This is a genomic window from Nocardioides luti, from assembly GCF_014212315.1.
Classification (GTDB): domain Bacteria; phylum Actinomycetota; class Actinomycetes; order Propionibacteriales; family Nocardioidaceae; genus Nocardioides; species Nocardioides luti.
In genome coordinates this window covers 1,124,803-1,150,196 of sequence record NZ_JACKXE010000001.1, presented here as the reverse complement: position 1 = coordinate 1,150,196, position 25,394 = coordinate 1,124,803, and the positions used below count along the sequence as shown (strand labels likewise).

The 25,394-nt window shown below is 71.9% G+C and carries 23 protein-coding genes and 1 tRNA gene; 14 read left to right on the top strand and 10 right to left on the bottom strand.

Annotation, left to right across the window (positions count from 1 at the left end; all coding sequences use genetic code 11):
- Nucleotides 1-17: 17 nt before the first annotated feature.
- Together H5V45_RS05450 and H5V45_RS05445 are read right to left on the bottom strand one after the other, a co-directional pair.
- Nucleotides 18-94, bottom strand: a tRNA-Arg gene (locus tag H5V45_RS05450).
- A gap of 283 nt (nt 95-377) precedes the next feature.
- A complete protein-coding gene (locus H5V45_RS05445; protein ID WP_343061431.1) occupies nt 378-1,802 on the bottom strand; it encodes an aminopeptidase P family protein in 1,425 nt (474 codons plus the stop codon).
- A gap of 58 nt (nt 1,803-1,860) precedes the next feature.
- On the opposite strand from H5V45_RS05445, the gene H5V45_RS05440 reads away from it, so the two are divergent.
- The 5 genes from H5V45_RS05440 (at nt 1,861) to ettA (ending at nt 8,776) form a co-directional block, all read left to right on the top strand.
- Entirely contained in the window at nt 1,861-2,982 is a 1,122-nt protein-coding gene (locus H5V45_RS05440) for a PrsW family intramembrane metalloprotease (protein WP_185251996.1), read from the top strand.
- Nucleotides 2,979-4,730 (top strand): dynamin family protein, encoded by a 1,752-nt coding sequence (locus H5V45_RS05435; RefSeq protein ID WP_246415866.1) that lies wholly within the window; start codon nt 2,979-2,981, stop codon nt 4,728-4,730. Before H5V45_RS05440 ends, H5V45_RS05435 begins: the two co-directional genes overlap by 4 nt.
- Nucleotides 4,731-4,831: 101 nt before the next feature.
- On the top strand, nt 4,832-6,457 hold the full coding sequence (locus tag H5V45_RS05430) for a YfjP family GTPase (RefSeq protein ID WP_425491455.1): 1,626 nt from the start codon (nt 4,832-4,834) through the stop codon (nt 6,455-6,457).
- A gap of 128 nt (nt 6,458-6,585) precedes the next feature.
- Entirely contained in the window at nt 6,586-7,017 is a 432-nt protein-coding gene (locus H5V45_RS05425; RefSeq protein ID WP_185251994.1) for a single-stranded DNA-binding protein, read from the top strand.
- 76 nt (nt 7,018-7,093) lie between these two features.
- The gene (ettA, locus tag H5V45_RS05420; protein ID WP_185251993.1) at nt 7,094-8,776 is read left to right on the top strand and encodes an energy-dependent translational throttle protein EttA; all 1,683 of its coding nucleotides are present in this window, start codon (nt 7,094-7,096) and stop codon (nt 8,774-8,776) included.
- 788 nt (nt 8,777-9,564) lie between these two features.
- Here the strand turns inward: ettA and H5V45_RS05415 are convergent.
- The 3 genes from H5V45_RS05415 to H5V45_RS05405 all read right to left on the bottom strand — a co-directional run bounded on the left by H5V45_RS05415 (nt 9,565) and on the right by H5V45_RS05405 (nt 12,033).
- Nucleotides 9,565-10,053, bottom strand: a complete 489-nt coding sequence (locus H5V45_RS05415) for a MarR family winged helix-turn-helix transcriptional regulator (protein WP_185251992.1) — start codon at nt 10,051-10,053, stop codon at nt 9,565-9,567.
- Nucleotides 10,054-10,098: 45 nt separating this feature from the next.
- Complete coding sequence (locus H5V45_RS05410) at nt 10,099-11,316, bottom strand: acetyl-CoA C-acetyltransferase (RefSeq protein ID WP_185251991.1); 1,218 nt, start codon at nt 11,314-11,316, stop codon at nt 10,099-10,101.
- Nucleotides 11,317-11,412: 96 nt separating this feature from the next.
- A complete protein-coding gene (locus H5V45_RS05405; protein ID WP_185251990.1) occupies nt 11,413-12,033 on the bottom strand; it encodes a TetR/AcrR family transcriptional regulator in 621 nt (206 codons plus the stop codon).
- Nucleotides 12,034-12,149: 116 nt separating this feature from the next.
- Between H5V45_RS05405 and H5V45_RS05400 the strand changes: the two genes are divergently transcribed.
- On the top strand, nt 12,150-12,332 hold the full coding sequence (locus tag H5V45_RS05400; protein ID WP_185251989.1) for a hypothetical protein: 183 nt from the start codon (nt 12,150-12,152) through the stop codon (nt 12,330-12,332).
- Nucleotides 12,333-12,398: 66 nt separating this feature from the next.
- A complete protein-coding gene (locus H5V45_RS05395) occupies nt 12,399-13,232 on the top strand; it encodes an acyl-CoA thioesterase (RefSeq protein WP_221633917.1) in 834 nt (277 codons plus the stop codon).
- Here the strand turns inward: H5V45_RS05395 and H5V45_RS05390 are convergent.
- The 3 genes from H5V45_RS05390 to H5V45_RS05380 all read right to left on the bottom strand — a co-directional run bounded on the left by H5V45_RS05390 (nt 13,199) and on the right by H5V45_RS05380 (nt 15,017).
- On the bottom strand, nt 13,199-13,774 hold the full coding sequence (locus H5V45_RS05390; RefSeq protein ID WP_185251988.1) for a sigma-70 family RNA polymerase sigma factor: 576 nt from the start codon (nt 13,772-13,774) through the stop codon (nt 13,199-13,201). The genes H5V45_RS05395 and H5V45_RS05390 overlap by 34 nt on opposite strands.
- A gap of 6 nt (nt 13,775-13,780) precedes the next feature.
- On the bottom strand, nt 13,781-14,485 hold the full coding sequence (locus tag H5V45_RS05385; RefSeq protein WP_185251987.1) for a hypothetical protein: 705 nt from the start codon (nt 14,483-14,485) through the stop codon (nt 13,781-13,783).
- 157 nt (nt 14,486-14,642) lie between these two features.
- Nucleotides 14,643-15,017 carry a globin domain-containing protein gene (locus H5V45_RS05380; protein WP_185251986.1) on the bottom strand — a complete coding sequence of 125 codons (375 nt, stop codon included), beginning with the start codon at nt 15,015-15,017 and terminating at the stop codon, nt 14,643-14,645.
- A 91-nt stretch (nt 15,018-15,108) separates the two neighbouring features.
- Between H5V45_RS05380 and H5V45_RS05375 the strand changes: the two genes are divergently transcribed.
- The gene (locus H5V45_RS05375; protein WP_185251985.1) at nt 15,109-15,534 is read left to right on the top strand and encodes an OsmC family protein; all 426 of its coding nucleotides are present in this window, start codon (nt 15,109-15,111) and stop codon (nt 15,532-15,534) included.
- Between the two features lie 90 nt (nt 15,535-15,624).
- On the opposite strand, the gene H5V45_RS05370 is transcribed toward H5V45_RS05375, so the two are convergent.
- Nucleotides 15,625-16,638, bottom strand: coding sequence for a mechanosensitive ion channel family protein (locus H5V45_RS05370; protein ID WP_185251984.1), 1,014 nt, complete (start codon nt 16,636-16,638; stop codon nt 15,625-15,627).
- A gap of 113 nt (nt 16,639-16,751) precedes the next feature.
- On the opposite strand from H5V45_RS05370, the gene H5V45_RS05365 reads away from it, so the two are divergent.
- Nucleotides 16,752-17,108 carry a hypothetical protein gene (locus H5V45_RS05365; protein ID WP_185251983.1) on the top strand — a complete coding sequence of 119 codons (357 nt, stop codon included), beginning with the start codon at nt 16,752-16,754 and terminating at the stop codon, nt 17,106-17,108.
- Nucleotides 17,095-17,475: a DUF5130 family protein gene (locus tag H5V45_RS05360; RefSeq protein ID WP_185251982.1), complete on the top strand. Its 381-nt coding sequence runs from the start codon at nt 17,095-17,097 to the stop codon at nt 17,473-17,475. Before H5V45_RS05365 ends, H5V45_RS05360 begins: the two co-directional genes overlap by 14 nt.
- A 70-nt stretch (nt 17,476-17,545) precedes the next feature.
- On the opposite strand, the gene pepN is transcribed toward H5V45_RS05360, so the two are convergent.
- Nucleotides 17,546-20,092, bottom strand: a complete 2,547-nt coding sequence (gene pepN / locus H5V45_RS05355; RefSeq protein ID WP_185251981.1) for an aminopeptidase N — start codon at nt 20,090-20,092, stop codon at nt 17,546-17,548.
- 62 nt (nt 20,093-20,154) lie between these two features.
- Between pepN and chrA the strand changes: the two genes are divergently transcribed.
- The 4 genes from chrA to H5V45_RS05335 all read left to right on the top strand — a co-directional run bounded on the left by chrA (nt 20,155) and on the right by H5V45_RS05335 (nt 25,320).
- Nucleotides 20,155-21,513, top strand: coding sequence for a chromate efflux transporter (gene chrA, locus H5V45_RS05350; RefSeq protein WP_343061430.1), 1,359 nt, complete (start codon nt 20,155-20,157; stop codon nt 21,511-21,513).
- Nucleotides 21,514-21,569: 56 nt separating this feature from the next.
- On the top strand, nt 21,570-22,175 hold the full coding sequence (locus H5V45_RS05345; RefSeq protein WP_185251979.1) for a mycothiol-dependent nitroreductase Rv2466c family protein: 606 nt from the start codon (nt 21,570-21,572) through the stop codon (nt 22,173-22,175).
- A 79-nt stretch (nt 22,176-22,254) separates the two neighbouring features.
- Complete coding sequence (metG, locus tag H5V45_RS05340) at nt 22,255-24,051, top strand: methionine--tRNA ligase (protein ID WP_185251978.1); 1,797 nt, start codon at nt 22,255-22,257, stop codon at nt 24,049-24,051.
- A gap of 222 nt (nt 24,052-24,273) precedes the next feature.
- A complete protein-coding gene (locus tag H5V45_RS05335; protein ID WP_185251977.1) occupies nt 24,274-25,320 on the top strand; it encodes a hypothetical protein in 1,047 nt (348 codons plus the stop codon).
- Nucleotides 25,321-25,394: the final 74 nt, after the last annotated feature.

The window sequence follows — 25,394 nt, the reverse complement described above, 5'->3', positions numbered from 1 at the left end:
TCCCCTGGGTGGTGTCGTGGCGCCCCCGGCAGGACTCGAACCTGCGACCGGCGGATTAGAAGGCCGCTGCTCTATCCAGCTGAGCTACGGAGGCTGGGCGGGGACCATTGTGACGCATGGGTCGCGTCCAGGCGGGCACGTGTCGGCCCGTGCGTGCGGCTTGTGTGGTGGATCCGGTTCACCAGGTGGACCGGATCCACCACACAACGGCACATCCGGCGGCCGCCCGGCGGACAGCGGCGCTTCTGCGGTTGATCGGTGTCACCAGGTGACACTGATCAACCGCAGCGGCGCTTCTGCGGTTGATCGGTGTCACCAGGTGACACTGATCAACCACACAAACGGCAAGCCGGCGTGCCCGACCCGGGGCACGGTGCTCAGCGACGCGTGGCGTCCATCCACGCCTCGACGTCGGCGGACGTGCGGGGCAGGGAGGCGGAGAGGTTCCGGTGGCCGTCGGCGGTGACGAGGATGTCGTCCTCGATCCGGATGCCGATGCCGCGCAGCTCCTCGGGGACGAGGAGGTCGTCCTCCTGGAAGTACAGGCCGGGCTCGACGGTCAGCACCATGCCCTCGGCGAGGGTGCCCTGGTTGTAGGCCTCGGGGGAGGCCTCGCCGCAGTCGTGCACGTCCATGCCGAGCATGTGGCTGGTGCCGTGCAGGGTCCAGCGCGAGTAGACCTTGCTCTCCGGGTCCAGCGCCTCCTCGACGGAGACGGGCAGCAGGCCGAGGTCGCCGAGGCCGTGGGCGAGCACCGTCATGGCGGCCTGGTGGGCCGCGATGAACGGCGCCCCGGGGCGCACGGCCTCGTTGCCGGCCTCCTGGGCGGCGTACACGAGGTCGTAGAGCTCGCGCTGCAGCGGCGTGAAGGTGCCGTCGACCGGGATGGTCCGGGTGACGTCGGCGGTGTAGAGGTTGTGCCCCTCGACGCCCATGTCCAGCAGGACCAGCTCTCCGGGGGTGATCGGGCCGGAGTTCTCGATCCAGTGCAGCGTCGTCGCGTGGCGGCCACCGCCGACGATCGAGTCGTAGCCGATGTCGTTGCCCATCGCGCGGGCGCGGCGGAAGAAGGTGCCCTCGATCCAGCGCTCGCCGTACTTCAGCACGTCGTCCCACTCGCGGACGCTGTCCTCGAAGCCGAGCGCGGTGATGTCGCACGCCTCCTGGAGCTCGCCGATCTCCCAGGCGTCCTTGACCAGGCGCATCTCGGAGACCACCCGGGCCAGCTCGGCGTCGCGGCCGGCGTCCCCGGCGACCAGCCCGTCGACGGTCGCGGACAGGCCGCGGTGCACCCGGGTCTTGCCGGTGCCGGACAGCGCGCCGGCGAGGTCGTCGATGTGGCGCACCTCGAGGCCGAGCGAGCTCGACATCTCGTTCAGCGACGGGCGGCGGCCGGCCCACAGCTCGCCGTACTGCCGGTCGCGGAAGAACTCGTCGGTCTCCCGCGAGGAGCGGGGCCGGGCGTAGAGGACCGACTCGCCGTCCTCGACGACCAGCACGGCGTCGCTCGTCTGGTTGCCGGAGAAGTAGGTGTGGGCGGTGTCCGGGCGGAAGCGGTAGTCGGTGTCGTTCGACCGCACCTTGTAGGTGCCCGCGGGCAGCACCAGGCGCTCGCCGGGGAACGCCGCCCCCAGGGAGGTACGCCGGCGCGCGGCGTGCTCCGCGATCGGGTGCGTCGGCAGGTCGAGCTCCCGCTCGCCCCAGCCGGTGCGCATGAAGGCGCTCCACGCCTCGGGCACCTTGGGGTCGTGCGACTCCGTGTGCAGGGCGGCCTGGTCGGTCTCGTTCGTCTGCTCGCTCACGTCGGTCACTGTACGCCGGAAGCGGGTCCGGGCGCCTCGGCCGGATAGGCTTCGACCCATGCCCGGACCCCGTCGCGACAGCCTCGTCTTCACGGTCGTGGTGACGGTTCTCGTGGTGCTGGGGGCGCTCCCGATCCTGCTGGTGATCGCGCTGTCGGGGGCTCCCGGCTCGCTCGTCCTCGCCACCGCGCTCGCCGCGCTGCCGGTCGGGCCGCTGGTCGGCTGCTACCTCTGGCTGGACCGCTACGAGCCCGAGCCGCGCCGGCTGCTGGCCCTGGGCCTGCTGTGGGGCGGCTTCGTCGCCACCGCGGCCGCGCTGCTCATCCAGGGCCTCGGCGGCTTCGTGGTCGGCTTCACCGACGACCAGAGCCTGGAGATCGTCGCGCCGGTCAGCGAGGAGTTCAGCAAGGGCCTGTTCCTGCTGCTCCTGCTGTGGTGGCGCCGGGCCGAGCTCGACGGCGTCCTCGACGGGATCGTGTACGCCGGGATGGTCGGGGTCGGCTTCGCCTTCGTCGAGAACATCCTCTACCTCGCGGCCGCCTACAACGGCACCGACGCCGCCGGCCCGGGCGGCACCGAGGCGCTCACCGGCACCTTCGTGGTGCGCTGCCTCTTCAGCCCCTTCGCGCACCCGCTCTTCACGACCTTCACCGGCATCGGCGTCGGCATCGCGGTCGGCTCGCGCCGCGGCTGGGTGCGGGTGCTCGCCCCGTTGGTCGGCTACGCCCTCGCGGTGCTCGCCCACGCCACCTGGAACACCTCGACCGTCTACGGCTTCGACTCGTTCGTCGGCGTCTACGTGCTGCTGATGGCCCCGGCGCTGATCGCGATCGCCTGCTTCGCGATCTGGTCGCGCCGCTCGGAGCGCCGGATGCTCACCGCCGCCCTCGGCGACGCGGCGGCGCGCGGGCTGATCCCCGCCACCGACATCGGCTGGGTCGTCGACCTCGGCGCCCGCCGCCGCAGCCGCCGCCACGCCCGCCAGCAGGGCGGGCGCGCAGGGGAGCGGGCGATGCGCGACTACCAGCAGGCCGCCATCGAGCTCGGCTTCCTGCACCACCGCTTCCTGCGGGGCACGCCCCCGCCCGACTTCGCCGCGCGAGGCCAGGAGTACGTCGCCCGCATCGGCGCCGTACGCCCCTCGATCGCCTTCCCCGGACAGGTGGTACCCACCCGATGACTGACCCCACGACGCCCCCGAGTGCCGAGAGCACCCGGATGCTGACCGCGCTGGTGCGCCTGCGGGGGTCCCTCCAGGAGGCCCGCCTCCCGCTGGACATCCCCGGGGTGGAGGAGCAGCGCACCGCCCGGCAGGAGATGGTCGACCAGCTCGAGGACTACGTCATCCCGCGGCTGATGACGATCGACGCCCCGCTGCTGACCGTGGTCGGCGGCTCGACCGGCGCGGGCAAGTCGACGCTGGTGAACTCCGTCGTCGGGCACCGCGTCACCGAGCCCGGCGTGCTGCGCCCGACCACCCGCTCGCCGGTGCTGGTCCACCACCCCGACGACGCCGAGTGGTTCGGCCAGGACCGCCTGCTGCCCGACCTCGAGCGGGTCAGCCACGCCACGACCGACCCCGAGGCGCTCCAGCTGGTGCCGTCCACGACGCTGCCGCCCGGCCTCGCGATCCTCGACGCCCCCGACATCGACTCGGTCGAGGAGCGCAACCGGACGCTCGCCGCCCAGCTCCTCGCCGCGGCTGACCTGTGGCTGTTCGTCACCTCGGCCGCGCGGTACGCCGACCAGGTGCCGTGGGGCTTCCTGCGCCAGGCCGCCGAGCGCTCGACGGCGGTCGCGATCGTGCTCGACCGCACCCCGGCCGACGCCGTGCAGACCGTGGCCACCCACCTCGCCCGGATGCTCGCGAGCCGCGGGCTCAAGGACTCGCCGCTGTTCACCGTCAACGAGGTCCCGGTCTCCGAGGACGGCCTGCTCCCGGCCGAGGAGGTCGCGGACATCCGCGGCTGGCTCGAGTCGCTCGCCGAGGACAGCGACGCCCGCGGCGCCGTGGTGAAGCAGACCCTCGACGGGGCGATCCGCACCCTCACCCGGCGTACCCACGGCGTGGCCGACGCCGCCGCCGAGCAGCTCGTGGTCGCCCGCAGTCTCCGCGAGGACGCCGACAAGGCGTACGACACCGCCATCGCGGCGATCTCGCTCGCCTCCGCCGACGGCACCCTGCTGCGCGGCGAGGTGCTCGCCCGCTGGCAGGAGTTCGTCGGCACCGGCGAGCTGCTCAAGTCGCTCGAGAACCGCGTCGGCTGGCTCCGCGACCGCATCGTCAACACCGTCAAGGGCAAGCCCCAGCAGGCCGAGCGGGTCACGGTCGCGGTCGAGTCCGGCCTCGAGACCCTGATCCTCGAGCACGCCGAGGCCGCCGCCGAGCGCGCCGAGGCGTCCTGGCTGTCCGTGGCCCCCGGCAAGGCGCTGCTCGCCGACGCCGGCGAGGACCTCGGCCGCGCGTCGCGCGACCTGCGCCGCAAGGCCGAGCGCGCGGTCCGCGACTGGCAGCAGGACGTCCTCGAGATGGTCCGCACCGAGGGCGCCGACAAGCGCGGCACCGCGCGCTTCCTGGCGTACGGCGTCAACGGGCTCTCCGTCGCGCTGATGGTCGTCGTGTTCGCCTCGACCGCCGGGCTCACCGGTGCCGAGGTCGGCATCGCCGGCGGCTCGGCCGTCCTGGGCCAGAAGCTGCTCGAGGCCGTCTTCGGCGACCAGGCGGTCCGGACCCTGGCCGAGCGGTCCCGCAAGGCCCTCGAGATCCGCGTCGGCGACCTGATGGAGGCCGAGCGGGCGCGGTACGTCGACCTGCTCGCCACCCTCGACCTCGCGCCGACCACGCCGGAGCTGCTGCGGGCCGCGTCGCGCCGCGTCGACGACCTGCGCTTCGCCGCGCTGCCGCGCGGAGGCGACGCCGAGTCGTGAGTCCCGCCCGACTAGTCTGAGCGCCTGCACACCGTTCGCCACCACCGTCCGAGGACGGGTCGAGGGAGAAGATGACTGCCTTGCTCGAGGGGGCCAAGAAGCTGGTCACCCGCGGCACCGACATCGGTGCCCGGATCGAGGGGCTCGACACCGCCACCGAGGCCGCCCGGGGGCGTCTCGACGACACCGTCGTCGACGAGGCCCGTGCGGTCGTCGACCGCGCCTCGGGCCGCCTGCGCCTCTCGGCGGACCACACGGTCGTCGCGATCGCCGGCGCGACCGGCTCCGGGAAGTCCTCCACCTTCAACGCGCTGACCGGGCTGGAGCTCTCGGCCGTCGGCGTACGCCGTCCCACGACGTCGTGGGCGACCGCCTGCGTCTGGGGCGCCGAGGGCGCCGACGAGCTGCTCGAGTGGCTCGGCATCCCGCCGCGGCACCAGACCACGCGCGACTCGATGCTCGACACCGGTCGCGAGGACAAGGCGCTGCAGGGCGTGGTCCTCCTGGACCTGCCCGACCACGACTCCACCGAGGTCAGCCACCACCTCGAGGTCGACCGCCTCGTGCAGCTCGCCGACCTGCTCGTGTGGGTGCTGGACCCGCAGAAGTACGCCGACGCCGCCATCCACGACCGCTACCTCAAGCCCCTGGCCAGCCACGAGGGCGTGATGCTGGTCGTGCTCAACCACATCGACACCGTCCCCGAGGACCGCCGCCAGGGCATGGTCGACGACGTACGCCGCCTGCTCGCCCAGGACGGCCTCGGCAAGGTGCCGGTGCTGGCCGTCAGCGCGCGCCAGGGCATCGGCGTCGACGCGCTGCGCGAGCAGATCGCCTCGCGGGTCTCGGCCAAGAAGATGACCAAGCAGCGGCTCGAGGCCGACCTGCGCACCGCCGCGACGCGCCTCGACGAGGCGTCCGGCAGCGCCCGCACCCGCGACGTCCCGAAGGACCGCGTGGCGGCGCTCGACGACGCCTTCGCCGAGGCTGCGGGCGTCCCGACGGTCGTGGACGCCGTCGAGCGCTCGACGCGCCAGCGGGCGGGCCGGGCGACCGGCTGGCCGGTCACGTCGTGGTTCTCCAAGCTCAAGCCGGACCCGCTCAAGCGGCTCCACCTCGCGCTGGGCGCCGAGGGCAAGCAGCTGACGGGGCGCTCGCGGACCTCGGTCCCGCAGGCCACCCAGGTGCAGCGCGCCCGCGTCGACACCGCGGTGCGCTCGCTGGCCGACGACGTCTCCGGCGGCCTCGCCCGCCCGTGGGCCGACGCCGTGCGCCGGGCCTCGATCTCCCGGCTCTCCGACCTCGGGGACCGCCTCGACGGGGCGCTCGCCGAGACCGACCTGGGCGCGACGAAGATCCCCGCCTGGGCAGGAGCCGTCCGGGTGGTCCAGTGGGTGCTCATCGTCTCGGCCCTGCTCGGCGCGGTCTGGCTGGCCGGTCTCGCCGCCATGGGCTACCTCCAGATGCCCCAGCCGTCCACGCCGCGCGCGCTGGGCCTGCCCGTCCCGACGCTGATGCTCCTCGGGGGCGTCGTGCTCGGGGTGCTGCTCGCCCTGGTGTGCCGGCTGCTGGTCTCCGCCACGGCCCGTCGGCGGGCCCGGGCGGCCGACCGCCGGCTGCGCGAGGCGGTCCGCTCGGTCGCCCGTGAGCTCGTCGTGGAGCCGGTGGAGGCCGAGCTCACGGCGTACGCCACGGTGCGCTCGGGCCTCGCCCGCGCCCTCAAGTAGCCCACCGACCGTCCACAGGCGCGGTCCGCGCCCTCTCCCTCCACAGGGGCCGGGCGCCGCGTCCGCGACCGTCGGCGCCGCCGCGGAGTCTCGTCGTGTCCCACACACGGCAACGACAGGAGACCCCGATGAACGACACCACCGTGACCCTGCAGGGCTGGCTCGGCAGCAACGTGACCCTGCGCCGGGCGGGGGCCAGCGACGTGCCCGTCGCCAGCTTCCGGCTGGCCTGCACGCCGCGGCGCTACCACCGGGCCACCGACACCTGGTCCGACGGCGAGACCCAGTGGTACACCGTCACCGCCTGGCGCGGCCTGGCCACCAACTGCGACCGGTCCCTGCGGCGGGGTGACGCGGTGGTGGTGCACGGGCGGCTCGACGCCACCACCTGGAAGAACCGCGACGGCGAGCCGGTCTTCACCCTCGAGGTGGAGGCGACCTTCGTCGGCCACGACCTCAACCGCGGCACCACCACCTTCGTGCGCCCGCCCCGACCGGCGGCCGCGGCGGAGCCGGTGCGGGACCCGGACCGGGTCGCCGACGCCGAAGCCGCCGCCTGAGACCTGGGTCGCAGGCGGCCGCCCGCCTGCGACCCCGTCTGGGTCGGGAGGCCTCTGCTCAACTAGGCTCGACCGCATGGCGGAATATGTCTTCACCCTGCGCAATGTCCGCAAGGCCCACGGCGACAAGGTCGTGCTCGACAACGTGACGTTGTCGTTCCTGCACGGCGCCAAGATCGGCGTCGTCGGCCCCAACGGCACCGGCAAGTCCTCGCTCTTCAAGATCATGGCCGGGCTCGACAAGGCCAACAACGGCGACGCGATCCTCGACCCCGGGGCCACGGTCGGCATGCTCCAGCAGGAGCCGCCCCTGACCGAGGGCAAGACCGTGCTCGAGAACGTCGAGGAGGCCGTCTCCGAGATCAAGGGCAAGATGGCCCGCCTCGACGAGCTCTACATGCTGATGGGCGACCCGGACGCCGACCAGGACAAGGTCGGCGAGGAGGCCGGCAACCTGCAGAGCGAGCTCGACGCCGCCAACGTGTGGGACCTCGACAGCCGCCTCGACCAGGCCATGGACGCGCTGCGCTGCCCGCCGCCGGACGCCATGGTCGACAACCTCTCCGGTGGTGAGCGCCGCCGGGTCGCGCTGTGCAAGCTTCTGCTCCAGCAGCCCGACCTGCTGCTCCTCGACGAGCCCACCAACCACCTCGACGCCGAGTCGGTCCAGTGGCTCGAGGGGCACCTCAAGGACTACCCGGGCGCCGTCCTGGCCATCACCCACGACCGGTACTTCCTCGACAACGTCGCCGAGTGGATCCTCGAGCTCGACCGCGGCCAGACGCACCCCTACGAGGGCAACTACTCGACCTACCTCGAGACCAAGCGCGACCGGCTCAAGATCGAGGGGCAGAAGGACGCCAAGCGCGCCAAGATGCTCGAGAAGGAGCTGGAGTGGGTCCGCTCCAACGCCAAGGCCCGCCAGACCAAGAGCCGCTCGCGGCTCGCGCGCTACGAGGAGATGGCGGCCGAGGCCGACCGGATGCGCAAGATCGACACCTCGGAGATCAACATCCCGGCCGGTCCGCGCCTCGGTGACATCGTGCTGGAGGCCCGCGACCTGACCAAGGGCTTCGAGGGCCGCACCCTCATGCACGACCTCGACTTCACGCTGCCGCGCGCCGGCATCGTCGGGGTGATCGGTCCCAACGGCGTCGGCAAGACGACGCTGTTCCGGATGATCACCGGCGGCGAGCAGCCCGACAGCGGCGAGCTCAAGGTCGGCACGACGGTGAAGCTGTCGTACGTCGACCAGAGCCGCGGCGGCATCGACCCGACCAAGAACGTCTGGGAGGTCGTCTCCGACGGGCTGGACTTCATCAAGGTCGCCAACTTCGAGATGAACTCCCGCGCCTACGTCGCGTCGTTCGGCTTCAAGGGCCCCGACCAGCAGAAGAAGGCCGGCGTGCTCTCCGGTGGCGAGCGCAACCGCCTCAACCTCGCGCTGACGCTGAAGATGGGCGGCAACCTGCTGCTGCTCGACGAGCCCACCAACGACCTGGACGTCGAGACCCTGTCCTCGCTCGAGGACGCGATCCTCGACTTCCCCGGCTGCGCCGTGGTCACCTCCCACGACCGGTGGTTCCTCGACCGCGTCGCGACCCACATCCTCGCCTGGGAGGGCGACAACGAGGACGACGCCAAGTGGTTCTGGTTCGAGGGCAACTTCGCGGCCTACGAGGAGAACAAGATCGAGCGCCTCGGCATCGAGGCGGCCCGGCCCCACCGCGTCACGCACCGCCGCCTCACCCGCGACTGATCGGGCTGTTCGTTGGTCGAGTAGCAACGTTTTTCGTCGGTCGAGTAGCGACGTGTTTCGTTGGTCGAGTAGCGAGCACCAGCGAGCGTATCGAGACCCCTGCGCGACGGGGTCTCGATACGCCCGTCGCGACTTCGTTCCTCAGTCGCGCCGTTCTACTCGACCGACGAGGATGTTCGTTGGTCGAGCAGCGACGTTTTCGTTGGTCGAGTAGCGAGCGTCAGCGAGCGTATCGAGACCCCTGCGCGACCGGGTCTCGATACGCCCATCGCGACTTCGTTCCTCAGTCGCGCCGTTCTACTCGACCGACGAGGGTGTTCGTTGGTCGAGCACCGAGGCCGCTCGTTGGTCGAGTAGCGAGCGCCAGCGAGCGTATCGAGACCTGGGCTCGCGTTCGTTGGTCGAGTAGCGACGTTTTCGTTGGTCGAGTAGCGAGCGCCAGCGAGCGTATCGAGACCTGAGCTCGCGTTCGTTGGTCGAGTAGCGACGTGTTTCGTTGGTCGAGTAGCGAGCACCAGCGAGCGTATCGAGACCCCCTGCGCTGACCGGGTCTCGATACGCCCGTCGCGACTTCGTTCCTCAGTCGCGCCGTTCTACTCGACCGACGAGGATGTTCGTTGGTCGAGCAGCGACGTTTTCGTTGGTCGAGTAGCGAGCGTCAGCGAGCGTATCGAGACCTCTGCGCGACCGGGTCTCGATACGCCCGCCGCGACTTCGTTCCTCAGTCGCGCCGTTCTACTCGACGTGGCTGACCTACCGCCCGGGCTCGTGCCTCGCCTGTGCGGAGGTCAGCGCATCTCCATCTCGGGGTGACCGGCGACGAGGTGGTCGGACACGGCGTTCATCACGCGGCCGAGGGCGGCGAAGTCCTCGTCGCTGACCAGGTCGACGAGGTGGTCGCGGACGCCGTTGACGTGCGTCGGTGCGACCTTGGTGAGCAGGGCGTAGCCGTGCTCGGTCATCGAGCAGACGATGCCGCGGCCGTCCTCGGGGGAGGTTGCCCGCTCGACGAGGCCGGCCTTCTCCATCCGGGCCACGGTGTGCGTGACGCGGCTGCGGCTGTGCGCGGTGGCGTCGGCGAGCTGGGCCATCCGCATCTGGCGGCCGTCGCGCTCGGAGAGGCGGACCAGGATCTCGTACTCGGTGAGCGAGATGTCGAAGTGCCGCCGAAGGTCGTCGTCGAGACGGTCCAGCAGCAGCGTGGTGCCCATGAGGAGGGCACGCCACGACTGCTGCTGGCCGTCGTCGAGCCACCGGGCCGTGCGCGCCTCCGTCATGGGCAGCACCCTAACGGGCACGCCCCCGCGCGCACGGACGCCGGGTCAGCGCAGGCGCTCGAGGATCAGGGCCATGCCCTGACCGCCGCCGACGCACATGGTGATCAGCCCGGTGGTCTTGTCGTGCCAGTCCAGCGAGTTGATCATCGTGTTCTGCAGGCGGGCGCCGGTCATGCCGAACGGGTGGCCGACCGCGATCGCGCCGCCGTTGACGTTGAGGCGGTCCAGGTCGATGCCGAGGTCCTGGTACGACGGCACGACCTGGGCCGCGAAGGCCTCGTTGATCTCGACCAGGTCGATGTCGCCGATGCTCATGCCGGCGTACTTCAGCGCGTTCTTGGTCGCCTCGACCGGGCCGAGGCCCATGATCTCGGGGGAGAGGCCGCTGACGCCGGTGGAGACGATCCGGGCGAGCGGGGTCAGGCCCAGCTCGGCCGCCTTGGTGTCGGACATGATGACGACCGCCGCGGCCCCGTCGTTGAGCGCGCAGCAGTTGCCGGCGGTCACGACGCCGTCGGGGCGGAAGACCGGCTTGAGGTCCTTGAGCGCGTCGTAGGTGACGCCGGCGCGGGGGCCGTCGTCGGTGCTGACGACGGTGCCGTCGGGGGTGGTGACCGGGGTGATCTCGCGGGCCCAGAAGCCGTCGTTGATCGCCTTCTCGGCGAGGTTCTGCGAGCGGACACCGAACTCGTCGAGCTCCTGGCGGGAGAGGCCGCGCAGCTTGGCGACGTTCTCGGCGGTCTGGCCCATCGCGATGTAGGCGTCGGGGAGCTTGCCGTCCTCACGCGGGTCGTGCCAGTCGACGCCGCCCTCGGCGGTCTTGTCGGTGCGGGCCTTGGCCTCGTCGAAGAGGTGGTTGTGGGTGTCGGGCCAGTGGTCCGAGGTTCCCTTCGCGAAGCGGGACACCGTCTCCACGCCGGCGGAGATGAAGATGTCGCCCTCGCCGGCCTTGATGGCGTGGAAGGCCATCCGGGTGGTCTGCACCGACGAGGCGCAGTAGCGGGTGATCGTGGCGCCGGGGACGTCGTCCATCCCGTTGAGCACGTTGACGACCCGGCCCATGTTGTTGCCGCTCTCGCCGCCGGGGAGTCCGCACCCGAGGTAGAGGTCGTCGACCGTGTTCGGGTCGAGGTCCGGGATCTTGTCCAGCGCGGCCTTGACGATCAGGGCGCTCAGGTCGTCGGGGCGGAAGTCCTTGAGGGACCCCTTGTTCGCGCGGCCGATGGGCGAACGGGCAACAGAGACGATGACGGCCTCGGGCATGGAAACTCCGATCTCGGGGTGGGCGGTGCGTTCGCCACCCTAGACGCTGGCCCGGCGGCGCGGAGGAGGCGTACGTCACGCTGCGGGCCGGACGGCTCAGGCGTCGCCGGGGCCGGCGAGCGAGCGCATCAGCAGCTCCAGGGACCTGGCCAGGAAGGCGGCCCGACCCCGCGCCGGCTTGAGCAGCGCGGCGAAGAGGATGCCGTCGAAGGACGAGACCAGGGCCTCGGCGCGCTCGGTGCTGTGCTCGGTGTCGCGGGCCGCCATGATCCCGTCGACGACGTCGACCAGGCGGGCCCGCCAGGCGGCGAGCAGGGCCGCCAGGTCGGGGTCCCGGGAGGCCTCGAGCGAGAGCTCGAGCTTGGCGAGCAGGAGCTCGCGCTCGTCGACCCAGCGCTGGAACAGCCGCAGCGTGAGCTCGATCGCCCGCTCGGCGGCCCCGTCGCACTGCTGCAGGTCCACCGCGAGCGCGTCGACGTCGGCGGCGAGCGTGCCGGCGACGTACTCCGTGAGGGCGGAGACCAGCGCCTTGCGGGTGCGGAGGTACGCCGAGCAGCTGCCCTGCGGCAGCCCGGCGCGGCGGTCCACGGCCCGGTGCGTCAGCCCGCGCAGTCCCTCGTCGGCGACCACGTGCAGCCCGGCGTCGAGCAGCTGCCGACGGCGCGGGCTGAGCGGCGCGTCGGTGGTGGTCGGGCTGGCGGTGCGGGTGGTGGGCATCCGGTCCTCTTCGGTGCTGTGAGCGGCGACACTACCGGCCGGCTTGCGAGCCTCGGGGGAGCGGCGTACCTTCTACATGTGTAGAGATTCTACACCTGTAGAAAGGATCGGCCGCCATGTTCATCCTGGACGCCACCACCATCAGCTTCTTCGTCGTCACCGTGCTCGCCCTCGCCGCCGTCGGCGCGGTCGTCGCGCTCGCCGCCGTCGCCGAGTTCGTCGTCAGCAACCGCCGCACCCGCGTGGCCCGCCACCAGACGGTGCGCACCTACTACCGCGGTCTCGCGCTCAGCCACTGATCCACGGCCCCGGTCGGGGTCTGGCAGCATCGTGGCCGTGCGCCACGTCTACGAGTGTCCGATGCGATGGGCTACCTGGACCTCCTGGGCCACGTCAACAACGTCGTCTACGTCGACTACCTCCAGGAGGCCCGGGTCGACATGCTGCGCACCCACGGCCCGGCCGCCCACACGGGCGAGCTGGCCGAGGGGGTCGTCGTGGTCCGCCACGAGGTGCAGTACCTCGCCCCGCTGGAGTACCGCTTCCGGCCCGTGCAGATCGAGTGCTGGGTCACCGAGATCCGCGCGGCCTCGTTCACGATGGCCTACGAGATCTTCCAGGAGGACCCCCAGGCGCCGGACGGGCGTCGGGTCTACCTCCGCGCGACGACCGTGCTGACGCCGTACGTCTTCGCCACGGAGCGCCCGCGTCGCCTCACGCCCGTCGAGCGCGAGACGCTGGGGGAGTTCCTCGAGCCGGCTGAGCGCTCGCCGCGGACCGCGCCCAGCCCCGCGCGGCGCGAGGGGCTCAACCACTACCCGGTGCACGTGCGCTTCTCGGACGTCGACGTCTACGGCCACGTCAACAACGTGAAGTACTTCGAGTACTTCCAGGAGGCCCGCATCCTCCTGAACGCCCGGATCTGGCGCGACGTGCCGGACGGGGTGCCGCAGGTCGTGGTCGCCCAGACCGACGTGGACTACAAGGTGCCGATCCTGTTCCGGCCCGAGCCCTACGACCTGTGGTCCTGGGTCTCGCGCGTCGGGGACCGCTCGGTCACGATCGAGTCCGAGATCTGCGACGGCGACACCGTGCTGTCGCGGGCCCGCGTCACGATCGTCTTCTTCGACGGCGCGACCCAGCGCTCGGCGCCGATGTCAGACGCTCACCGTGCGGCGTTGCTCGCCGTCCTGGGCTGACCGGGGCGCTCGGGCGCCAGCGCCCGCAGCCTCTTCAGGCCGCGGTGCCGGGCGACACGGACGGCGACGGGGCTGATCCCCAGGGCGCGGGCGGTGCCCTCGACGTCGAGGCCCACGACCTCCAGGCACGCGACCACGTCGCGCTCGCGCGGCGGCAGGTGGCGCAGCAGGCGGGTCACCCAGTCGCGGGCGACCAGCAGCGACTCCGGCCCCTCGGTGGCGGGTACGGCGCCGGCGTCCGGCTCGGCGGACGGGTCGGTGTGCCGCCGCTGGCTGCGGCGGTGCGTGTTGGTCGACAGGTTGCGCGCGATGCCGAACAGCCAGCCGGCGAAGTCCGACGAGCTGCCGGTGAACTCGGCGACCTTGCCCGCCGCCACCAGCCAGGCCTCGTTGGCCAGGTCCTCGGCCGCGACCGCGGCGTCGCCGCTCGGTCGGGTGCCGAGCCACAGCACCAGCCGGGCCGCGTGGGCCCGGTAGAGGTCACGCCAGGCGTCCGGGTCGCCCTGCTTGGCGCGCCGGACCAGCTCGTCGTCCGCGGGCACGGTGCCTCAGTCGTCCACGCCCGGCGGGACGGTCGCGCCGCCGTCGCCGGACCCCTCGTCGGACCCGCGGCCCCCACCGTCGTCGGACCCCCCACCGTCGTCCGAGCCGCCGCCGCCGTCCGAGCCGGACCCGGAGCTCTCGCCGTCCTTGTCGCCGTCGTCGTCGCCCGAGGGGCCGTCGGACGAGTCGTCCGAGGGACTGTCGGACGGGTCGTCGGTCGCGTCGTCGCCCGGCTCCCGGGTGCCGTCGTCGGAGGGTGCTCCCGTCTCGTCCGGGGGAGCGGCCGGCGCGGTGCCGGTGCCGGTGCCGTCGGTCGCGTCGTCGTCCCCGGGCACCCCGGGCTGCCCCGCCGAGGCGTCGTCGTCCTGCTCCTCGGGGACCGGCTGGAGGGTGCCGTCGCGGCGGACCCGCTCCTGCGGCGCCGGCGGCGGGCTGACGGTCCGACCCGGGGTCGTGGCCGGCGAGGTCGGCGGCACGGAGCCGTCGTCCCCGCCCAGGTGGGCCGCGAGGAGTGCGGCACCGCCGACGATGCCGGCGACACCGGCCGCGGCGAGCCCGACCTGCCACCCGGGCCGGGGCCCGGGGGCGCCGGCGGGCGCGGAGGCCGCCCCCGAGGCGGCAGCCAGCGAGGCGAGGCGGTGGACGAGGTCCGGCGCCGGCTCGAGGGCCGGCGGGTCGAGGCGGAGGTCCAGCGCAGCGGGTGCGGCCATGGTGGTCCCTCCGGTCGGATGACGCCCCGACGGTAACGCGGGGGGAGCGTCACCGTCGGGGCGGTCTGGTGCGGGCAGGCCGGTGCCGGCCCACCCGTGCGCTCCCTACCTGTCACGAGCCCCCGCGGGTGTTACACGGTCCCGCGACGGATTGGGTTCACTCGAGCGTGTTGACCATGAACTGCGCGGCGTGGGTCACGTAGTCCCAGAACTGCGCGTCCTGCTCCGGGGTCAGGTCGACCGCGTCGAGCCCGGCCCGGAAGTGCAGCAGCCAGCGGTCCTTGGCGTCCGGCGTCACCGCGAACGGCGCGTGCCGCATCCGCAGCCGCGGGTGGCCGCGCGCCTCGGAGTAGGTCGTCGGCCCGCCCCAGTACTGCACGAGGAACAGCAGGAAGCGCTCCTCGGCGGGGCCGAGGTCCTCCTCCGGGTAGAGCGGGCGCAGCACCTCGTCGGTCGCCACGCCCTCGTAGAACGTCGCGACGATCGTCCGGAAGGTGTCGAAGCCGCCGATCTCCTCGTAGTAGGTGGTCACGCCCTCATTGTGCCGAGACGCCCGCGGCCGCCCGACACCGGCGTGGAACACTCGGAGCACACCGACCCCGAGCACAGGAGCTGATCTGCAGATGGCCACCACCCGCACCGCCTCGACGCACTGGGAAGGCAGCCTCTTCGAGGGCGCCGGCAAGGTCACGCTCGAGTCCTCCGGACTCGGGACGTACGACGTCTCGTGGCCCTCCCGCGCCGAGGAGGCCAACGGCAAGACCTCGCCCGAGGAGCTGATCGGGGCGGCGCACTCCGCCTGCTTCTCGATGGCCCTGTCCAACGGGCTGGCCCAGGCCGGCACGGCGCCGACCTCGCTCGACACGACGGCCGCGGTCGAGTTCACGCCCGGCACGGGCATCACCGGCATCACGCTCACCGTCCGCGGCGTCGTCGAGGGCATGAGCAACGACGACTTCGTGGCCGCCGCCCAGGCCGCCAAGGAGGGCTGCCCGGTCAGCCAGGCGCTCACCGGCACCACGATCACGCTGGACGCCGCGCTCGCCTGAGCCCGACCCCGACGTACGACAGGGCCCCGACCGTGACGGTCGGGGCCCTGCTGCGTTAGCGGGTGGTCAGCGGGGTGAGGACCGCCGGGCTCAGCCGGCCACGGGCGGGACGTCGGGGGCGGCCTGCTGGTCGCGCTTGTCCTCGCGCTGCCACACGACCCTGGTCGGGAGCGGCAGCTCGATGCCCTCGTGGTCGAAGCGGGCCTTGAGGCGCTGTCGCAGCTCGCGGGCCACCGCCCACTGCTCCATGGGGGCGGTCTTGATGAGCACGCGCAGCGTCACCGAGTCGGTGTTGAACATCTCGACTCCGGTCACCTCCGGCTCCTCGATGATCACGCCCTTGTAGTCCTCGTCGTCCCACATGTCGTGCGCGACGTCGCGGAGCACGCTCTGGACGCGGGCGAGGTCCTCGCGGTAGCCGACGGCGATGTCGACGACGGCGCGGGACCAGTTCTGGCTCATGTTGCCGACGCGCAGGATCTCGCCGTTGGGGACGTACCAGACCGTCCCGTTGAGGTCGCGCAGCCGGGTGACCCGGAGGCTGACGGCCTCGACGGTGCCGCTCGCCTCGCCCACGTCGACGACGTCGCCCACGCCGTACTGGTCCTCGAAGATCATGAAGATCCCGGACAGGAAGTCCTTCACGAGCGACTGGGCGCCGAAGCCGAGCGCCAGGCCGATGATCCCCGCGCTGGCGATGATCGGGGCGATGTTGACGCTCAGCTCGCTGAGCATCATCGTCCCGACGATCGCGACCAGGACCCCGGTCACGATGCTCTTCAGTAGGTCGCCCATGGTCTTGGCGCGCTGGACGCGACGGGTCGCGTTGACCATCTCGTGGGCGTCCGCGAGCCCGGCCCGGCCGCGGGAGAAGCGGGTGCTCGGCAGCACGCCGGTGCCGGCGCGGAGCACGATGCGGTCGACGAGACGGTGCAGCACCCACCGGATCACCAGGCCCAGCAGCAGCAGGCCGACGAGCGCCAGCGGCTTCCCGATCAGGATGTCGCTCGCCTCGGCCAGCGCGGCGTTGTCCGTCCACCTCAGGACGTGTTCGCAGATGGTCTCCCCAGCGGTGCAGGAAGCGGTCGTCTCCAGTCCGAACATGGCCCCCACTATGCCCACCTCGCCGTCCGATTCCGACCGGGCGCGCGCCGGATGTGACGGAGGCGACGCCGGGCATGCAGGAGCAGGGTCCCGGAGCCGATATCCTCGTCCTCGTGACTGCCACCCTCGCGACCTTCGCTCGCCGGACCGCCGTCGTCCTCGTCGCCCTGGCGGCGCCTCTCGCACTCGCCGGTCCCGCGGGCGCCGACGTGCCCGAGGGCTGGAGCCAGAACCCCGAGGACGTCTCGACGCTGCACGCCCTGCTGGTGCTGGGCGGGATCCCGGTCCTGCTCTTCCTGCTGATCGTCGCCGCGGTCTACGTCCCGGCCCTGATCCGCGGCGAGAGCGTCACGCCCGGTGGCGCCGAGGTCGAGGACCAGTGGTTCGGCGGTCCCCGCAAGGGCACCGCGGAGCTCGCGGGCCCCGACACCGACGAGTCCAAGGCCGGTGGCGCAAGTGGCCGCTGGTGAGTTCAGCAGCGCCGAGCGGTTCGCCCTCGACGACGCGATCCGCAAGGCCGAGCAGGCCTCCCGCGTGGAGTTCTCGCTCTTCGTGGGCTCCGCCGAGGGCGAGCCCCGGGCGTTCGCGACCCAGCTGCACAACTCGCTGGTCGCGCCGTCCCGCAGCATCCTGATCATGGTCGACCCCGCGGCCCGCGCGCTCGAGATCGTCACCGGCGGCTACGTCCGCCGCACGCTCTCGGACACCGAGGTCGAGCTGACCGCCGCGCAGATGCAGTCGTCGTTCGCCGAGGGCGACCTCGTCGGCGGCCTCAAGCACGGCATCGCCATGCTGGCCGACCACGCCCGGCCCCAGAACACCCTGCACGCCGGCTGAGTCACCGCCGCCCGCACGTGCGAGGAGCCCCGCCGGATCACCGGCGGGGCTCCTCTGCGTCTCGGGTGGGTCAGCCCCGGGCGTCGCGCGCCTGGGCGGCCAGCGCCCGGGCGACGTCGTCGCGGCCCTCGCGCACGTAGCGCTTGGCGGCCGGGTTGGCCGGGGACGACTCGAGCCACGCGTCCACGCGGTCGAGCAGCTCCTGGCTGGCCAGCTGCTTGGGGAACATGTACTCGATGACCGTCGAGGCCCGGTGCGTGCCCTTGTCCTCCCACAGCGTGTCGGCCGCGGTGAGGTACTTCTCGACGTACGGCGCCAGCAGCTCGTCCTGGCCGAAGCACTGGAAGGCGAGCACCACGCTGCGCTGGGTCTCGTTGGCGACGTCGTCGCGCACCGTGGCGATCTCCCACGCCGCGGCCTTGGCCTCGGCGCTCGGGCGCGAGGCCCGGGCGGCGGCCGCGTGCTCCTGGCCGGAGATCGTGTTGTCCCGCGCGAGCTCCTCGTCGATCCGGGCCTCGTCGGCCCGGCCGTTGCGCGCCAGCGCGGTCAGCAGCGACCAGCGCAGGTCGGTGTCGACCGCCAGGCCCTCGAGCTCGAGCGAGCCGTCGAGCAGGGCCTCGAGCTCGTCCAGCGCCGCGTCGCTGTGGGCGACCTGGGCGTAGGCGCGGGCGAAGGTCAGCTGGTGGTCGCTGCCGGCCTCGGCCTGCTCGAGCAGGCCGCGGACGCCCTGCTCCCAGCTGGCGCGGAGCGCCGTGCGGTTCTCCGGGGCGGAGTACGACGTCGCGGCGGACAGCGCGTAGCTCGGGATCCGGCTGACGCCGGACGCGTCGGTCTCGGTGCCGATCGCGCTGAGCACCAGGGCCACGAAGTCGGTGGCCGTCATCTCGGCGTCGCGGGTCATGTCCCAGGCGGCACCCCAGCACAGGGCGCGGGCCAGCGAGTCGTCCAGCGTGGCCAGGCCGGCCACGACCGTGGCCAGCGAGCGCTCGTCGAGGCGGATCTTGGCGTAGGCCAGGTCGCCCTCGTTGAGCAGCAGGAGGGCCGGCTGCGCGACGCCGACGAGCGCGGGGACCTCGGTGAACTCGCCCTCGACGTCGATCTCCAGGGACGTGCGGCGCACCAGGCGGCCGTCGACCTCGTCGTACAGGCCGATGCCCAGGCGGTGCCGGCGCAGCGTCGGGTAGTCGGGGTTCGCGGCCGACTGGTGCACGGCGAACGACGTGAAGGTGCCGTCCTCGCCCAGCTCGAACCGCGGCGCCAGGGTGTTGACGCCCGAGGTCTGGAGCCACTCCTGGGCCCACGACTCGAGCTCGCGGCCGGAGGACTTCTCGAGCGCCGCGAGCAGGTCGCTGAACTCGGAGTTGCCGAAGGCGAAGTCCTGGAAGTAGCCGCGGATGCCCTCGAGGAAGTTGTCGAGGCCGACCCACGCGACGAGCTGCTTGAGCACCGAGGCGCCCTTGGCGTAGGTGATGCCGTCGAAGTTGACCTCGACCGCGCGCAGGTCGACGTTGTCGGCCGCGATCGGGTGCGTGCTGGGCAGCTGGTCCTGGCGGTAGGCCCAGTTCTTGCGGGCGTTGGTGAAGCCGGTCCAGGCCTCGGTGTAGTCGGTCGCGCGGACGGCGGCGTGGTAGCACGCCCACTCGGCGAACGACTCGTTCAGCCAGAGGTCGTCCCACCAGCGCATCGTCACGAGGTCGCCGAACCACATGTGGGCCATCTCGTGGAGGATCACCTCGGCGCGGAACTCGTAGAACGCGCGGTCCTGGCGGCTGCTGGGGAGGTACTCGTCGCGCAGCGTCACGCAGCCGGCGTTCTCCATCGCGCCCATGTTGTACTCCGGCACGTAGAGCTGGTCGTACTTGCCGAAGGGGTACGGGTAGGCGAAGGCCTCCTCGAAGAACGAGAAGCCCTGCTCGGTGACCTTGACCAGCTCCTCGACGTCGAGGTGCGGCACCAGCGACTGGCGGCAGTAGTGGCCGAGCGGGATCTCGCCGTGCTTGCCGACGTAGGTGTGCTGGACCTCGTGGTACTCACCCGCGACGATCGCGGTGATGTAGGTCGACATCGGCTGGGTGGGCTCGAAGGCCCAGTGCGCGACGCCCTCGCGGACCTCGGTCGGCTCCGGGGTCGGGGAGTTGGAGACGACCTTCCAGTGCGACGGGGCGGTCACGTTGAACGTGAACGGCGCCTTGAGGTCGGGCTGCTCGAAGGTCGTGTAGACGCGGCGGGCGTCCGGCACCTCGAACTGCGAGTAGAGGTAGACGCGGTCGTCGACGGGGTCGACGAAGCGGTGCAGGCCCTCACCCGTGCGCGAGTAGGTGCAGTCGGCGCGCACCACGAGCTCGTTGTCGGCGGCCAGGCCGTCGAGCGCGATGCGGGAGTCGGCGTACGCCGCGACGTCCACCGCCTCGCCGTTCAGGGTGATCTCGTGGACCGTGGCGCCGACGAGGTCGGCGAAGGTCGACGCCCCCGGCTCGGCGCAGGTGAACCGGATCGTGGTGGTCGAGCCGAAGGTCGATGCGCCGGTCGTGAGGTCCAGGTCGATGGAGTACGACGTGACGTCCAGGAGGGCGGCGCGGGTGGCGGCCTCGTCCCGGGTGAGGTTGGTTCCAGGCATTGGCGCATCATGTCACTGGACCCGGCGGCGGCGACAACGGGTTGTGTCCCATCATGGGGCGCGTGCCCGACCGCCCCCGAGACGTCGTTCCCCTGCGGGAGTCGACCCGTGCCTGGTTCCTCATCTCGCTGCAGACCTTCGGCGGCCCGGCGGGCCAGATCGCCGTCATGCAGCGAGAGCTCGTGGACGAGCGGCGGTGGATCGGCGAGCGCCGGTTCCTGCACGCGCTGAGCTACTGCATGCTGCTGCCCGGCCCCGAGGCCCAGCAGCTCGCGATCTACACCGGCTGGCTGCTCAACGGCTGGCTGGGCGGGCTGGTCGCGGGCGTCCTGTTCGTCCTCCCGGGGCTGCTGGCGATCCTCGCGCTCTCGTGGGTGTACGTCGCCCAGGGGGACACCGCCGTGGTGGCCGGCCTCTTCCTCGGCCTGGCACCCGCCGTCGTCGCGATCGTCGTGCAGGCGGTGGCCCGCATCGCCGGCCGGGCGCTCAAGCACCGTGCGCTGGTCGCGCTGGCCGTGGCGGCGTTCCTGCTGCTCGCCGTGCTCGGGCTGCCGTTCCCGCTGGTGGTCCTGGGCGCCGGGGTCGTCGGCTGGGCGCTGGGCCGGTGGCGCCCCACGGTCATGGAGCGCCCGGCCGGCGCCGAGGGCGCCGACGACGGCCCGCCGCCGCTGGTTCCGGACGACGCCCTGCACCGGGCCGCGCCGTCGGCCCGCCGCAACCTCGCGATCCTGGGGACCGGCCTGGTCGTGTGGGTCGCCCCGGTCGCGCTGGCGTGGGTGCTGTCCTCGGGGGAGCGCACGGTCTTCACCGACCAGGGCGTCTTCTTCGGCGGCATGGCCCTGGTGACCTTCGGCGGTGCCTACGCGGTGCTGTCCTACGTCGCGCAGGCCGCGGTCGGGACCTTCGGCTGGCTGTCCGCCGGCGAGATGGTCCGCGGGCTGGCCCTCGCCGAGACCACGCCGGGCCCGCTCATCATGGTCGTGCAGTTCGTGGCGTTCCTCGGTGCCTACCGCAACCCGGGCGACCTGGACCCGTGGGTGGCGGCGGTGCTCGGCTCGCTGCTGACCGTGTGGGTCACGTTCGTCCCGTGCTTCCTCTTCATCTTCCTGGGGGCGCCGTACGTCGAGCGGCTGCGCGACAGCAAGGCGCTGTCGGCGGCGCTGACCGGCGTGACCGCCGCGGTGGTCGGCGTGATCGCCAACCTGGCGCTCTACTTCGCCGTGCACACGCTCTTCGCGCGCACCCGGGTGCTCGACCAGGGCCCGCTGGCGCTGGTGCTGCCGGTGTGGTCGTCGTACGTCTGGGAGGCGTTCCTCGTCACCGGGCTCGCGCTGCTGCTCGTCCTCCGGCTCCGCTGGTCGGTGCTCCGCACGCTCGGCGTCTGCGCGCTCGCCGGGCTCGGGCTCTCGCTGCTGACCTGACGCCGCCGGGTCCCGTGCGGGGGAATGGTCGGCTGCGGAGAGGCGTTGGACCGGGTATGACGAAGACGACTGCCGAGTTCTGGCTCGACCCCGCCTGCCCGTTCGCCTGGATCACCTCGCGCTGGATCCTCGAGGTCGAGAAGGTCCGCGACATCGAGGTGCAGTGGAACATCATGAGCCTCGCGTTCCTCAACGAGGACAAGGACATCTCCGAGGAGTACCGCTCCTTCCTCACCACCGCCTGGCAGCCCGTGCGGGTGCTGATGGCCGTCGAGCAGAAGCTCGGCAAGGAGGCGCTGCTGCCGCTCTACACCGCGATGGGCACGCGCATCCACATCGAGAAGCAGGACAAGGACCGAGCCATGATCGAGGCCGCGCTGGCCGAGGTCGACCTCGACGCCTCCTTCGCCGACGCGATGGACGACGAGTCGTACGACGACGCGATCCGGGCCTCGCACACGCGCGGCATGGACCAGGTCGGCAACGAGGTCGGCACGCCGACCATCTCCGTCGACGGCACCGCCTTCTTCGGGCCGGTCCTCACCAAGGCCCCGAAGGGCGAGGACGCCGGCCGCCTCTGGGACGGCGTGGTCACCGTCGCGTCCTTCCCGAACTTCCACGAGCTCAAGCGGGCGCGCGACCTGGACCTCGACTTCAGCTGACCGCTCGCTGCGCGCCACCGCCCGTCCCATGCCCCTAACCGGGTCGTGGGGCGGGCGCTCGCATCCCTAGGATCAGTGCATGAGCAAAGTCCTGTCGGCAGTCGCCTGGCCGTACGCCAACGGCCCGCGCCACATCGGCCACGTCGCCGGTTTCGGCGTGCCCTCCGACGTCTTCAGCCGCTACATGCGGATGGCCGGCCACGACGTGCTCATGGTCTCGGGGTCCGACGAGCACGGCACGCCGATCCTGATCGCGGCCGACGAGGCGGGCGTGACCCCTCAGCAGCTGGCGGACAAGAACCACCGGCTGATCGCCGAGGACCTCGCCGCGCTCGGGTGCACCTACGACCTCTACACCCGGACCACGACTCGCAACCACCACGCGGTGGTGCAGGAGATGTTCCGCGGGGTCCACGAGAACGGCTACTTCGTCGAGCAGACGACGTACGGCGCCATCTCGCCGTCGACGGGGCGCACCCTGCCCGACCGCTACATCACCGGCACCTGCCCGATCTGCGGCTACGAGAAGGCCGACGCGGACCAGTGCGACAACTGCGGCAACCAGCTGGAGCCGTCGGACCTGATCAACCCGGTCTCCAAGATCAACGGCGAGACGCCGGAGTTCATCGAGACCCAGCACTTCTTCCTCGACCTGCCGGCGCTGGCCGAGGCCCTGGGGGAGTGGCTCGACGAGCGCGCCGCCTCGGACACCTGGCGGCCGAACGTGATCCGCTTCAGCCAGAACATCCTCAAGGAGATCCGGCCGCGGGCGATGACGCGCGACATCGACTGGGGCATCACGGTGCCCCTGGACGGCTGGCGCGACAATCCGGCGAAGAAGCTCTACGTCTGGTTCGACGCGGTCATCGGCTACCTCTCGGCGTCGATCGAGTGGGCGCGCCGGTCGGGCAACCCGGACGCGTGGCGCGACTGGTGGAACGACCCCGAGGCCCTGTCGTACTACTTCATGGGCAAGGACAACATCACCTTCCACAGCCAGATCTGGCCCGCCGAGCTGCTCGCCTACAACGGCCAGGGCTCGAAGGGCGGCACCGAGCACGAGTACGGCCGGCTCAACCTGCCGACCGAGGTCGTGAGCTCGGAGTACCTCACCATGGAGGGCAAGAAGTTCTCGTCCTCCAAGAAGGTCGTGATCTACGTCCGCGACATGCTCAGCCGCTACCAGCCCGACGCCTTCCGCTACTTCGTCGCGGTGGCCGGCCCGGAGGCGCAGGACTCGGACTTCTCGTGGTCGGAGTTCGTCCGCCGTACCAACGACGAGCTGGTCGCCGGCTGGGGCAACCTGGTCAACCGCACCGCCACCCTGATCGCCAAGAACTTCGGCGAGATCCCGCCGGCCGCCGAGCTGACGGCCGAGGACCGGGCGGTCCTCGACCGCGTCGAGGGCGCCTTCGCGACCGTCGGCGACCTGATCGGCCGCAACCGGATGAAGGCCGCCATCGGCGAGACCATGCGCACCGTCGCGGACGTCAACAAGTACGTCTCCGACCACGAGCCGTGGAAGCTCGCCAAGGACCCCGCCGACCGCGAGCGCCTCGGCACGATCCTCCACGTGATGGCGCAGTGCGTCACCGACCTCAACCTGGTGCTGTCGCCGTTCCTGCCGTTCAGCGCCAACGAGGTCGACCGGACCTACGGCGGCACCGGCGAGATCGCGGCGCTGCCGCGCATCGACGAGGTCGACGACCTCGACGGCGGCGCGCCGTACCCCGTCATCACCGGCGACTACACCGGCGCCCCGTCCTGGCAGCGGCACCCGGTCGTCGTCGGCACGCCGGTCGGCAAGCCCACCCCGATCTTCACCAAGCTCGACCCGTCGATCGTCGACGACGAGCTCGCCCGCCTCGGCGGCTAGCCCTCCGGCGGTCGAGGCAGGCGCACGCCTCGGTGGTTGAGGAAGGCGCCCTGGCGCCTGTCTCGAAACCACCCCTCCGGTGGTTGAGGAAGGCGCCCTGGCGCCTGTCTCGAAACCACCCGGCCGAAGAAACCACGCGGTTCGAGCAAGGGGAACCGACGCAACGCGTGCACTGTCCACCACGGGGGAGGTGGTGTGAGGATGACGCAGGAGGTGCAGCCCGTGTCCAGTCGGGACCGACACCCGCGGAGGGCCTGGCTCGCGGTCGCCGCAGTAGCGGCACTGCTGGTCGTCATCGGGGTGCTCGGCGCCGTGGGGACGGGCCTGGTCGGGCGCAATGCCTCCTCGTCGCAGGGGGCCACCAAGGGCGGCACGCTGCCCCGGGCGGACGCCGGCTGGAGGTGGGTGTCCTTTCGCGGCGTGGCGGTCCAGGTGCCGCAACGCTGGGACTACGGCTTCGAGCCGGCGAACCCGTGGTGCATGTACGACGACACGTCCCGGGTCGAGCGGGCGCCCTACGTCGCCTTCGACGCGACGAACCTCGCCATCGCGGGTGTCGGCTGTATTGGGGAGAGCCCGGACCACCATCCCGAGGAGTTCGGGCCCGCGCCGGCCCGCTTCTGGGCGCCGCACCTGTCGTTCGCGGTGTCCTCGAGCAGGGCGACCGAGGACGGCCCGTTGCGGTTCCGCGGCTGGACGCTCACCACGAAGCTGGTCGCGGGAGTGCCCATCTCGTTGCTGACCGACGAGGAGACCGCCTCCCTCACCGATCGGATCTTGGACTCGGCCCGGACGTTCGACACGGATGACAACGGCTGCGACGCCTCGTCGCCGGTGCAGGCCCAGGAGTTCGTGAGGCCGCAGCCCTTCGACGTGGCAGCAGTGCCGCGCGTCGACTCGATCGCTATCTGCCAGTACGCACGCGGCATCCCGGCCGACGCGGGGGCTCTGGTGGGGTCGAGGCGACTCACCGGCGCGTCCGCGTCCTCCGTGCTCGAGGCGATCAGGGCCGCCCCGGCTGGCGGTGGGCCGGACACCCCGCAGACCTGTCTTCACTCGGAGGCCGGGCGGACCGCCATCGACCTGCGCCTCGACGACGGATCCGGTGCCCACGACCTGTATGTGTACTTCGACTCGTGCATCCACAACGGCTTCGACGACGGGACGACGGTCCGGGAGCTGACGTCGGCGGCGTGCCGGCCGCTGTTCGGTGACAACGTCGTCCTGTTCGAGGGCAGCAGCCGCCCCTTCGAGCGCTGTCACGGGTGAGCCACCCGGGTGGTTTCGAGACGGTTGCTGCGCAACCTCCTCAACCACCGGGCCACGCCACCTCCTCGACCACC